General features: G+C 66.7%; 9 protein-coding genes. 3 read left to right on the top strand and 6 right to left on the bottom strand.

From position 1 onward, the window contains the following. The first annotated feature begins 96 nt into the window (after positions 1–96). The 3 genes from GV027_RS05965 to ppdK all read left to right on the top strand — a co-directional run bounded on the left by GV027_RS05965 (position 97) and on the right by ppdK (position 6,055). Positions 97–936 (top strand): glycine--tRNA ligase subunit alpha, encoded by an 840-nt coding sequence (locus GV027_RS05965; protein WP_056406361.1) that lies wholly within the window; start codon positions 97–99, stop codon positions 934–936. 226 nt (positions 937–1,162) lie between these two features. Beyond that, the gene (glyS, locus tag GV027_RS05960) at positions 1,163–3,328 is read left to right on the top strand and encodes a glycine--tRNA ligase subunit beta (RefSeq protein ID WP_159511276.1); all 2,166 of its coding nucleotides are present in this window, start codon (positions 1,163–1,165) and stop codon (positions 3,326–3,328) included. Between the two features lie 63 nt (positions 3,329–3,391). Next, positions 3,392–6,055, top strand: a complete 2,664-nt coding sequence (gene ppdK, locus GV027_RS05955; RefSeq protein ID WP_159511275.1) for a pyruvate, phosphate dikinase — start codon at positions 3,392–3,394, stop codon at positions 6,053–6,055. Positions 6,056–6,274: 219 nt separating this feature from the next. On the opposite strand, the gene GV027_RS05950 is transcribed toward ppdK, so the two are convergent. From GV027_RS05950 to GV027_RS05925, 6 genes are read right to left on the bottom strand one after another with little or no spacing between them, the layout of a single operon-like run. Beyond that, positions 6,275–6,676: a hypothetical protein gene (locus GV027_RS05950; protein WP_201302582.1), complete on the bottom strand. Its 402-nt coding sequence runs from the start codon at positions 6,674–6,676 to the stop codon at positions 6,275–6,277. 54 nt (positions 6,677–6,730) lie between these two features. Beyond that, positions 6,731–7,726: a type II secretion system F family protein gene (locus tag GV027_RS05945; RefSeq protein WP_201302581.1), complete on the bottom strand. Its 996-nt coding sequence runs from the start codon at positions 7,724–7,726 to the stop codon at positions 6,731–6,733. A 7-nt stretch (positions 7,727–7,733) separates the two neighbouring features. Then, positions 7,734–8,705, bottom strand: coding sequence for a type II secretion system F family protein (locus tag GV027_RS05940; protein WP_159511274.1), 972 nt, complete (start codon positions 8,703–8,705; stop codon positions 7,734–7,736). A 54-nt stretch (positions 8,706–8,759) separates the two neighbouring features. Beyond that, on the bottom strand, positions 8,760–10,052 hold the full coding sequence (locus GV027_RS05935; protein ID WP_107045336.1) for an AAA family ATPase: 1,293 nt from the start codon (positions 10,050–10,052) through the stop codon (positions 8,760–8,762). Further along, entirely contained in the window at positions 10,052–10,687 is a 636-nt protein-coding gene (locus GV027_RS05930; protein ID WP_236559063.1) for a CpaD family pilus assembly protein, read from the bottom strand. Before GV027_RS05930 ends, GV027_RS05935 begins: the two co-directional genes overlap by 1 nt. Positions 10,688–10,722: 35 nt before the next feature. After that, positions 10,723–12,321: a type II and III secretion system protein family protein gene (locus GV027_RS05925; protein ID WP_236559062.1), complete on the bottom strand. Its 1,599-nt coding sequence runs from the start codon at positions 12,319–12,321 to the stop codon at positions 10,723–10,725. Position 12,322 lies beyond the last annotated feature (1 nt).

The following is a 12,322-nucleotide window of genomic DNA, read 5'->3' as shown; positions in this document are numbered from 1 at the left end:
ACGCCCCACCCAAACGCACCACTTGCCTCGCGCACCCCCATCCGCCAAAGCCCGCGCGTGACCCAGCCCCTGAAAAAGCCTCTTAGCTTCCAGCGCATGATCCTCACGCTCCATGACTATTGGAGCGATCACGGGTGCCTGATCCTGCAGCCCTATGACATGGAAATGGGCGCGGGCACGTTCCACACCGCGACGACGCTGCGCGCGCTCGGGCCGAAACCGTGGAATGCCGCGTTCGTCCAGCCCTGTCGCCGTCCCACGGATGGCCGCTACGGCGAAAATCCGAACCGGCTCCAGCATTATTACCAGTATCAGGTGATCCTGAAGCCGTCGCCGGCGAACCTCCAGGAACTCTATCTGGGCTCGCTCGCGGCGATCGGCATCGACATGCTGAAGCACGACATCCGCTTCGTCGAGGACGATTGGGAAAGCCCGACGCTCGGTGCCTGGGGGCTTGGCTGGGAGGTCTGGTGCGACGGCATGGAGGTGACGCAGTTCACCTATTTCCAGCAGATGGGCGGCTTCGACATGAAGCCCGTCGCGGGCGAGCTGACCTACGGGCTCGAGCGGCTGGCGATGTATATCCAGGACAAGGACAGCGTCTACGACCTCGCGTTCAACGACGCCGGGGTCACCTATGGCGAGGTCTTCCTGGAGAACGAGCAGGAGATGTCGAAGTGGAACTTCGAGGTCGCCGACACGGACTCGCTGTTCGACCAGTTCCGCAAGCACGTCGCCGAATGCGAGAACTCGCTCGCCGCCAAGCTGCCGATCCCGGCCTATGAGCAGGCGATCAAGGCCAGCCACGTCTTCAACCTGCTGCAGGCGCGCGGGGTGATCTCGGTCGCCGAACGCCAGGCCTATATGGGCCGCGTCCGCGACTTGGCGAAAGGCGCCTGCGCCGCCTGGATGGACAAACACGGATGGGCGGCGTGATACGCGTGGTAGAAGATGGGTTCACGCGGAGACGCGGAGCCGCGGAGAAGAGGGTCGGCGACGTGTCGCGCTTCTGCGGTCTAGCGCCCACGATCCAGCATGGTGAGAGACGCCTACGGCGTCGAACAGCCGCGCGCAGCGCCCCAAACCTTTCTTCTCCCCTTCTGCTCCGCGTCTCCGCGTCTCCGCGTGAACAAAATTCTCCCTTCTTCGCGTGCGAATCCAAATGACCGATTTTCTCCTAGAACTCCGCTCCGAAGAAGTTCCCGCACGGATGCAGGCGAAGGCGCGGGATGATCTCGCCAGGCTGTTCAGCGCCGAGCTCGCCAAGGCCGGGATCGCGACCAGCGCCATCGTCACCTACGCGACGCCGCGCCGCCTGACGTTGATCGCGCGCGACCTGCCGATCGAGACTGCCCCGGTGTCCGAAGAGGTGAAGGGGCCAAAGGCGTCGGCGCCCCCGCAGGCGCTCGAAGGGTTCCTGCGCAAGACCGGTCTCACGCGCGAGCAACTGGTCGATCGCGGCGGGACGCTGTTCGCGGTCACCGAAAAGCCCGGCCGCGCCACCGCGGACGTGCTTGCCGAGGCGATCCCCGCGATCGTCCGCGCGTTTCCCTGGCCCAAGTCGATGCGCTGGGGTGATGCCTCTGCCAGCACCGAATCGCTGCGCTGGGTCCGCCCGTTGCAAGGCATCGTCGCGCTGCTCGGCGAGACGATCGTGCCGTTCGAGATCGCCGGCATCGCAAGCGGCGCTGCCACGCTCGGCCACCGCTTCCACCACCCGTACCAGATCACGATCGGCGGCGCGCACGACTATGTCGAGAAGCTGCGCGCCTGCCACGTCATCGTCGACCAGGACGAGCGCGCAACGCTGATCCGCGATCACGCGCGTGCGGCGGCGATGCAGGCCGGGCTCGAACTGATCGAGGACGAGGGCCTCGTCGCCGAGAATGCCGGGCTCACCGAATGGCCGATCCCGCTGCTCGGCCGGTTCGATCCGGCGTTTCTCGACGTGCCGCCCGAGGTGATCCAGCTCACCGCGCGCGTGAACCAGAAATATTTCGTCTGCCGCAGCGCCGCCGGGACGCTGGCGAACGCGTTCGTCTGTACCGCTAACATCGCTGCGCACGACGGCGGGGCGAAGATCGTCGAGGGCAACCGCAAGGTCCTCGCCGCACGCCTGTCGGATGCGAAATTCTTCTACGACACCGACCTGAAGGTTCCGCTCGAGGAGCAGGTCGCCAAGCTCGAAAAGATCGTCTTCCACGAAAAGCTCGGCACGCTGGCCGACAAGGTCGACCGCGTCGCGAAACTCGCACGCTGGCTGGTCGAAGAGGGTATCGTCACTTCTGCCCCCCTCTCCTTCAGGGGAGGGGCCGGGGGTGGGGAGTCTCCGCAAATGCCCAAGTCCGTGTCCGCGGACAGCCCCCACCCCAACCCCTCCCCTGAAGGGGAGGGGCTTGCAGATCTTGCCGAGCGCGCCGCGCGTCTCGCCAAGGCGGATCTCGTCACCGGCATGGTCGGCGAGTTCCCCGAATTGCAGGGCCTGATGGGCGGCTACTACGCCGCAGCCCAAGGCGAGCACCCCGCCGTCGCCGCCGCGATCCGCGACCATTACAAGCCGGTCGGGCAGGGCGATGATGTCCCCACCGATCCGGTAACGGTGGCGGTCAGTTTGGCAGACAAGCTGGATACGCTATTCTCGTTCTTTGCCGTCGAGCTGTTTCCAACTGGCTCGAAGGACCCGTTCGCTTTGCGAAGGGCAGCTCTGGGTGTCTTGCGAACGATTCAAACGGCCAATCTCAAGTTCAAGATCGACGCGGCAGCTCGCGCCTGGTCCGGGGAAGAGAATGCTGCGCTCGGTATAGTACTTTCCGACTTTCTGCATGATCGTCTCGGCGTTCAGCTGCGTGAAGCCGGCATCCGCTATGATTACGTCCAAGCTTCCACCGGTTGGGGCACTGGAAGCGACGACCGCATCGATCGGGTCGAAGCGCGGGCCAAAGCGCTCGCGAATTTCATATCGACCGAGGATGGAAAGAACCTGCTCGCCGGTTACAAGCGCGCGGCCAATATTCTGAAGAAGGAAGCCCCTTCTACTCCCCCTCTCCGCGCAGGGGAGAGGGAGCAGTATGCGCCCGAACCCGCAGAAGCCGCGCTCCAGTCTGCACTCGACGCCGCCGAACCCCGCGCAACTGCAGCAATCGCGGGCGAGGATTTTGCAGCGGCGATGGCCGCACTCGCGTCGCTGCGGGCGCCGATCGATGCATTCTTTGATAGCGTTATCGTCAACGATGCCGATCCCGCCAAGCGCTCCGCCCGTCTCGCGCTACTTGAGCGTATTCGCGCCGCAGTGCACAACGTCGCGGACTTTTCGAAGATCGAGGGCTGACCCGCCCCGCTTGCAAAGACAATCTCTGCCGCCTTGCGCGCAACAACACCTAGAGGACCTGCGATGACCCAATATGTGTACCGTTTCGGCGGCGGTGTTTCGGACGGCGGCAAGGGCGACAAGAACCTGCTCGGTGGCAAAGGCGCGAACCTCGCCGAGATGGCGTCGATCGGCCTGCCGGTGCCGCCGGGCTTCACGATCTCGACCGATTTCTGCGCGGTCTATTATGACGAGGGCGGCCAGTTTCCGCAGGGCCTGCGTGACGAGGTTGCCACCGGCCTCGCGCATATCGAGGGCGTGACCGGCAAGGTGTTCGGCGACGCTGCCGACCCGCTGCTCGTTTCGGTCCGCTCGGGCGCCCGCGCCTCGATGCCGGGGATGATGGACACCGTCCTCAACCTCGGTTTGAACGACCAGACGGTCGAGGGCCTCGCCGCCAAGTCCGAGGACGCGCGCTTTGCGTGGGACAGCTATCGCCGCTTCATCCAGATGTACGCCGACGTCGTCCTAGAGCTCGATCACGGCGCGTTCGAGGAAGCGCTCGAGATCGCCAAGGAAGACCAGGGCTTCACGCTCGACACCGAGCTGAGCGCGGACGACCTGCGCGCGCTGGTAACCGAATATAAGGGCCTCGTCGAGAAGCTCTGGGGCAAGCCCTTCCCGCAGGACGTCCACGACCAGCTCTGGGGCGCGGTCGGTGCGGTGTTCGGCTCGTGGCAGTCGGAGCGCGCGAAGGTCTATCGCCGGCTCAACGACATCCCCGCCAGCTGGGGCACTGCGGTCAACATCCAGGCGATGGTGTTTGGCAACATGGGCGACACCTCGGCGACCGGCGTCGCGTTCACGCGCGATCCGTCGAAGGGCGACCGCGCTTATTACGGCGAATTCCTGATCAATGCGCAGGGCGAGGACGTCGTCGCCGGCATCCGCACGCCGCAATATCTGACCAAGGTCGCGCGCGAGGACGCCGGCGCCAAGGCCGCCTCGATGGAAGAGGCGATGCCCGAGGTGTACGGCCAGCTCGCAGGCGTGTTCGACACGCTCGAAAACCATTACCGCGACATGCAGGACATCGAGTTCACGGTCGAGAAGACCAAGCTCTGGATGCTCCAGACGCGCGCGGGCAAGCGCACCGCCAAGGCCGCGCTCAAGATCGCGGTCGACATGGCGAATGAGGGGCTGATCACGCGCGAGGAGGCGATCCTGCGCGTTGAGCCGATGGCGCTCGACCAGCTGCTCCACCCGACGCTCGATCCCAATGCCAAGCGCGACGTGCTGACCAAGGGGCTTCCCGCCTCGCCGGGCGCGGCCTCGGGCGCGGTGGTGTTCGATGCGGATGCGGCGGAGAAGAAGGCCGCCGACGGCGTCGCGGTGATCCTTGTCCGGACCGAGACCTCGCCCGACGACATTCACGGTATGCACGCGGCGCGCGGCATCCTGACCGCACGCGGCGGGATGACCAGCCATGCGGCGGTCGTCGCACGCGGCATGGGGCGCCCGTGCGTCTCGGGCGCGGGCACGCTGTCGATCGATACCAAGGCGAAGATCATGCGCTGCGGCGGCCGCGAGGTGAAGGAGGGCGACCTGCTCACGATCGACGGGAGCACCGGCGAGGTGATGATCGGCGCGGTCGCGACCGTGCAGCCCGAGCTGTCGGGTGATTTCGGCACGCTGATGACCTGGGCGGACGAGGTTCGTCGCCTCAAGGTGCGCGCCAATGCCGAGACGCCCGAGGATTGCCGGGTCGCGCGCGAGTTCGGCGCGGAAGGCGTCGGGCTGTGCCGCACCGAGCACATGTTCTTCGAGAGCAGCCGCATCACCAACGTCCGCCAAATGATCCTGGCGAGCGACGAGAAGGGCCGCCGCGCCGCGCTCGAGAAGCTGCTGCCCGAACAGCGCAAGGATTTCACCGAGATCCTCGAGGTGATGGCCGGGCTGCCGGTAACGATCCGCCTGCTCGATCCGCCGCTCCACGAATTCCTGCCGCACGAGGAGTCCGAATTCGCCGAGGTCGCGACCGCGGCGGGGATCGACGTCGACACGCTCAAGCGTCGCGCGGCCGAGCTGCACGAGTTCAACCCGATGCTCGGCCATCGCGGCTGTCGTCTCGGCGTGACCTATCCCGAAATCTACGAGATGCAGGCGCGCGCCATCTTCGAGGCGGCGGTCGACGTCGCGGAGAAGTCCGGCGCGGCACCCATCCCCGAGGTCATGATACCGCTGGTGGCGACCCGCCGCGAGCTGGAGCTGATGAAGGCGGTCGTCGACAAGGCGGCCCAGGCAGTGTTCGCCGACAAGGGCCGGACGATCGAATATCTGGTCGGCACGATGATCGAGCTGCCCCGCGCCGCATTGCGGGCTGGCGAGATCGCGGAAGTCGGCGAATTCTTCTCGTTCGGCACCAACGACCTGACGCAGACGACGCTGGGTGTCAGCCGCGACGACGCGGCGCGGTTCCTGGGCGCCTATGTCGAGCAGGGCATCTATGCGAAGGACCCGTTCGTCAGCATCGACGTCGAGGGCGTGGGCGAACTGATCGAGATCGCCGCAGAGCGTGGCCGCAAGACGCGATCGGGCATCAAGCTCGGCATCTGCGGCGAGCATGGCGGTGACCCGGCAAGCATCGCGTTCTGCGAGAAGGTCGGGCTCGATTACGTCTCGGCCAGCCCGTACCGCGTGCCGATCGCGCGGCTTGCGGCGGCGCAGGCGGCGCTCGAAAAGAAGTAACGCCGACCCGAAACGTCACACCACCCCGGCGGAGGCCGGGGCCCAGGTGGAATGTCCAGAGTAACTAGGGACCCTCCACAGTTACCAAACGTCCCCAACTGGGCCCCGGCCTCCGCCAAGGTAGTGCAAAAGAGTGTTTCCCCGCGAAGGCGGAGATCCAGAATGGGCTCCCGCCTTCGCGGGAGAACAAAGTTTGGGGGGACGGCGCCCCCCGAATCCTCACCGACGCTGGTTGAAGTCGAACCAGCCGCGCTTGGTGCCGTCGGTCGCATAGCCCGGCCGGCCCGTTGCATAGCCGTCCGAATAGGCCACATCCCGGTCCCGCGATACGGGCGTCGCCGTCGTCCGCGCGACGGGCGCTGCCACTGGTGCCGCCACCGGCGCTGCCGCTGCCGCCTTCACCAGCCGCGCATTCTCGTGCTCCGCCTCGACCGCACGCTGTTCGGCGGCACTCGCGCGCAGGTCGGTCTCCTTGCGGGTCGCGCCATGCGCATCGCGCTCGGCAAGATAGCGCGCCTTCCACTTCTTGCCGCCGGGATGGCTGGCGAGGCCCAGCAGCCAGCCCGCGATCAGGACCAGCCCCAGTGCGGCGAACTGCGTCGGTGTGGAAAACAACGGCATCGTGAAAACCCTCCTGTTACGGGGGCTCAACGAACCGCTGCGGCTGGGGTTGCCTCAGCTCTTGAGCAACGCATCCGAGATCGAGCAGGCCGCCGGCCCGAGGATGACGACGAACAGCACGGGCAGGATGAACAGGATCAGCGGCACGGTCATGATCGCCGGCAGCCGCGCTGCCTTTTCCTCGGCGCGCATCATCCGTTCGTTGCGAAATTCGTTCGACAGCACGCGGAGTGCCGAGGCGAGGGGGGTGCCGTATTTCTCGGTCTGGACCATCGTCGTGACGACGCCCTTCACCGCGTCGAGCTTGACCCGGCCAGCGAGATTCTCGAACGCGCTGCGCCGGTCGGTCAGGAAGCCCAGTTCGATCGCGGTCAGCGTGAATTCCTCGCCCAGTTCGGGATAGGCGCGGCCAAGTTCGCGCGCCACGCGGTGGAACGCCGCATCGATCGTCAGCCCCGCCTCCGCACAGATCACCAGCAGGTCGAGCGCGTCGGGCAGGCCCTTGCGGATCGCATCGGTGCGCTTGGTGATCTTGTTGTCGAGATACAGGTCGGGGGCTTTGTAGCTGAGGATGAAGCTGACCGCGACGAGACCGTATTTCTTGAGCGGGCTCCACGTCGCGAAGCCGTCCGTGCCATAGACCCAGATGACCATCGCGCCGCCGATCACGATCGGCAGGACGAGCCGGCCGAAGATCACCGCGGGCGCCCATTCCTTCGACCGGATCCCCGCCTGCGCCAGCTTGATCTGGACCGCCTTGACCTGGCTGTCCTGCAGGACCTTCATCGACGACAGCCAGCCGCGCATACGGTCCGCGGCATCGTGGCGCTGGACGAGCTTGGCACGGCGCTTGGTCGAGGCGGTGATGCCCGCTTTAAGCTGTTCACGACGATCGTTGAGCGCCTTGACCCGCTTTGCCATCGGATCGCTGACCGTGGTGGCGGCATAGATCGCCACCATCACCGCGAAGGCGGCGATTCCCGACAGGATCGTCGCGACCCACAGGACGTCGAATCCGAGCAGCATAGGTCCGGCGGTCTCACCCATCATCCTGCTCCTAAATCTCGAAGCTGATCATCTTGGACATGATGAACGACCCGATCGCCATCCAGCACAGCCCGCCCATGCCGATCACCATCAGCCGCTCGTCGATGAAGAACTTCTGCATGTACGTCCCGTTGATGAACCAGATCAGCCCGAACACGATGAACGGCAGCGCGCCGATGATATAGGCCGACGCCTTGGACTCGGACGACATCGCCTTGATCTTCAGCTTCATCTGCGCGCGCATCCGCAATACGTGGGCGAGATTGGCGAGCGTCTCGGCCAGATTGCCGCCGGTCTCGCGCTGGATCGCGATGGTGATGACGAAGAACTGGAATTCGGGCGTGCCGAGCCGGTCCGCGGTCTCCTGCAGCGCGACGTCCATCGTCCGGCCGATCTTCATCTTGTCGCTGACCGATCGGAATTCCTCGCCGACCGGACCATCGACCTCGGCGCCGACGACGCCGATCGTCTCGCTGATCGGCAGACCGGAGCGCAAGCCGCGCACCAGCAGCTCGATCGCGTCGGGAAACTTCTGCGTGAACTTGGCGACCCGGCGCTTGAGGACCTTGCCGACCACCAGATGCGGGATGCCGATGCCGACGAACAGGCCGACGAACAGCGCGAGGAAGATCGGCATGCCACGCACCAGCATCAGGAACGCGACGACCAGCGTCAGCCCGGCGGTCGCCATGCCATATTGGCCGACGGTCCAGTCCTTGCCGGTCATCGCCAGCCGCTTGGCAAGCTCGGCACGGTTGGGCAGGAACCGCCCGACCGCCAGATCCATTCGTGTGTCGCCCGCCATCGCGATCCGGCGCATCTGCGCCTCGGGCATGGCGACGCCGTCGCCGTGGCGCAGACGCAGCGACGCGACCCGGCGCGTCTGCGCGCGTCCCGCGGAAGGACCGGCGAAAGCGAACAGCAGCAGGCCGAGCACGGTGCAACCGCCCAGCGCGACCATGATGACGGGAAGGATGTCCATCGCCGCCTTAGGCCCTCTGCGCCCGATCGGCGTGCATCCGCGACCCGTGCGGCGTCACGACTTGGTCGCCCGCTTGGCCATCAGCCCCTTCAGGTCGCTGAACTTGCCGAGCAGCGAGACGCCGCCCGACCGGCGGGGCGTCTTGGCGCTCGCAGCCTCCGTACCGGTGGCATCGACCGCGACCATCAGTTCGGTGACGAGCGCGACGATCGGCGCGATCGTCTTCGACGTCTTGCCGGCCTCGACGATCGGCTTGCCGAGCTTGGCGGCCTGCGCCGCGAGCTTCTGGTCGAACACCACGACATGATCGATCCGGCGCTCGATCGAGCCCTCGAAATCCTTGCGGCTGATCTCGAGCTGGCCGCCGGCATGCATCCGGTTGGCGAGCACGAGCACCCGGGTCTTCGGCGCGTTGGACTTCATCCACGACAGCAGGCGGATCGTGTCGCGCGCCGCCGCCAGCGTCAGATCGGTAACGAGCACCGCGAGGTGGACCTCGCTGATCAGATGCGGATGCTGGACCAGCATGCCGCGCGGCAGGTCGACGATGGTGCAGTCGAACGCCGCACACATCTCCTCCTGCAGCTGATAGAAGGCGGCGCCGTCGGTCATCAGCGGCGCGTTGATCGGCGCCTCCGCGCTCAGCACCGACAGCTTTTCCGACGCCTTGACCATCGCGCGCTCGATGAACAGCCCGTCGATCCGGCTCGGATTCTCGATCGCATCGGTCAGTCCGCGGCCCGGCTCGAGATCGAGCGACAGCGCGCCGGTGCCGAAATGCACGTCGAGATCGAGCAGCGCGGTCGCGCGCTGTTCCTTCTCCGCGATCAGCCAGGCGACCGACGTCGCGATCGTCGATGCGCCGACGCCGCCGCGCGTGCCGATGATCGCGATCGAGCATTGCGGACGCGCCGGGGCGTGTTCGACATGCTTGGGCGCGCTGAGCATCGCCTGCGCATGGCCGAACGCCTCGCGCAGCATATCGGGATGCAGCGGCTTGAGCAGATAATCCTGGATCCCGCTGGCGACGAGATCGCGGTAAAGCCGGACATCGTTCACCTGGCCCGCCGCGATCACCACCGTGCCGGGCTCGCACACTTCAGCCAGCGCGTTGATGTCGTTGAGCGGATCGCCCGATTCGGCGAGGTCGACGAACAGGATCTGCGGGCTGGCGGACACCGACAGCGACTGGATCGCGTTGCGCAGACCGCCCTTGCTGACCTTGTCGACCGACCAGCCGAGCTCGGCCGCGATCGGGCGCAGCGCCTCGGCGGTCGGTTCATCGCAGACATAGGCGGCAAAGGGTTCGCGGTGCGCGATGCCTGCGGGCTTCCAAGGTGCGTTCATCACTTGCCCCCTGCGGTTTCGGACCGCAGCGCGTTGTTTGCGCCGGTCGGCATCGCGCGGCGATACACATCGATCGCCTTGAACGAGGAGGCCGGGTCATAGGTCTCGGCGTCGCCGGAGCCGCGGACGAGATCCTCGGGCCGCGCGACCATCGCCGCGAGGTTGCGGTTCATCGCGCACCCATAGTTGGACGACGTATGGCTGGCGATGTCGATGCTCGCGTCGCGCGACCAGTCGGGGCAGCCGGGGACATCGGCGCGCATCCGCGTGACGACGATCCGGATCGCGCCGGGGCTGACCGTCGCCTGCGTAACCGGGGTGTCGGGGGACAGCAACAGGCCATAGCCCGCGACGACGTCGGCGATCTCGGCGCGCGCCATCGGTGCTTCGCCCGCAGGATCGTCGATCGCGACGCGGTCGCCATAGCCGACCCGCATCGTCGTCATCCAGCCCGCCAGCCGCCGCGCCTCGCCCTGCGCCAGTGTGCCGCCGGCGGTGCCGAGGTCGAGCGCATAATTGGCGCGGCTTACGACCGGCTGGTGGACCGATTCGAGACCGCGATTCTCGGTTCCCATACAGCCGCCGAGCAGCAGCGCGGATCCAAGCGATAGCAGCAGGATCGGGTGTTTCGTCATCGTGCGAAGTCCTTGAAACATGGCGCGGCGCGGTATCAGTTGGAGAAGCCGGGCGTCGGCGTGGCGCCCTTGCTCGTCTTCGTGTTCGGCTTGGTGCCCGTCTTGATGGCCGGCTGCTGTGGGTCGCGGGTCGGGACGGGGCCGACCGGGGCGGCAGCGCCGATCGCGGGGTTGGCATAGCCCATCGGCGCGACGCTCGGCACTGGCCGGCGCCCGCCCGTCGTTCCGCCGCCGAGATCGCCGAGCAGGACCCGGCCGGCATCGGTCGGTGCCTTGTAGCCGTCGGTGGGCAGCGCGATGTCGGCCGGGTTGTTGACCGGCTTGACCAGATAGGGGGTGATGATCACCACCAGTTCGGTCTCGTTGCGCTGGAAGCTGTTCGACCGGAACAGCGCGCCGATGATCGGCAGGCTCGCGAGCCCCGGCGTCTTGTCATAGGTGTTGTTGTGGTTGTTCGACAGCAGCCCGCTGATCATCATGCTCTGGCCCGAGCCGAGTTCGACCGTCGTCTCGGTCCGCCGCGTCGTCAGCCCCGGCACCCGCGTGCCGTTCAGCGTGACCGCGTTGGAGTAATCGAGCTGCGACACTTCGGGGCGGACGCGAAGCGAGATGCGACCGTCGGACAGCACGGTCGGGGTGTAGGCGAGGCTGACGCCATATTGCTTATACTCGACCGACACCGTGCCCAGCGCCTGCGCGATCGGGATCGGCACTTCGCCGCCCGCGAGGAACGTCCCGGTCTCGCCCGACAGCGCGGTGAGGTTCGGGTTGGCGAGCGTGGAGACCTGTCCGGTCTGTTCGCCAAGGTCGATCGCCGCGAGCAGGTCGAGCCCCAGCAGGCGCCCGGCCATCCCGATCGTGGAGCCGGTGGTGGATTTGGCGGGGAAGCCGAACAGCGTGTTGCCGGGCACTGCACCGTTCACGTCGACTGCCGCGCCGGGAACCCCGACGACGCCGGGGACCGTGGTGATCGTGCCTTGCCGCCCCTGCGCGATGTTGAAGAGGAAATTGCCCGATCCGCGGCTGGTCAGGTTGACGCCGATCGTCTTGACGAAGCTGCGCGAAACCTCGGCGACGCGAACCTGCAGATTGACCTGCAGCGGCGTCGCGGTCTTGAGACGCGACAGGACCTTGGTCGCATCGCCGACGAAGGCCTGGACCAGCCGTTCGGCCTCCGCTGCGTCCTCGGGCGCGGCGACCGTGCCGGTGAGCAGGACCAGCCCGTTCATCGGCGTCGCGACAACCTGCGCCTCGGGCATCGCCAGCCCGAGCATCTGCTGGATCGAATCGAGATTGTTGCCGACTCGGACGGTCGAGCTGTAGACGATCGCGCCGCCCTTGGCCGTCGCCGAGATCGTCGTCTCGCCGGTCTTCTTGCCGAAGATGTAGAGCTGGGTCGGCGAGCGGACCTGGACGTCGGCGATCGTGTCGTCGGCGACGAACAGGTCGCTCATCGGCCGCGACAGCGTCACCAGCCGGCCACGCCCGGTATTGACCTGAACCAACCCGGCGGGAGCGGCCGAGACCTGCGCCTGCGCGATGGCCGGCGCGGAGGGCGCGGTGCCTGCCGCGGCGAGCACCGCGGCGAACGACCAGCCGAGCGACGCCCGCATCCCTGTCATGCTCGTACGCATC

Origin of the sequence: Sphingomonas sp. T1 (genome assembly GCF_902506585.1) — a bacterium.
Lineage (GTDB): Bacteria > Pseudomonadota > Alphaproteobacteria > Sphingomonadales > Sphingomonadaceae > Sphingomonas > Sphingomonas aerolata.
The sequence above is the reverse complement of the archived record's forward strand: the minus strand, read 5'-3'. Positions and strand labels throughout refer to the sequence as shown.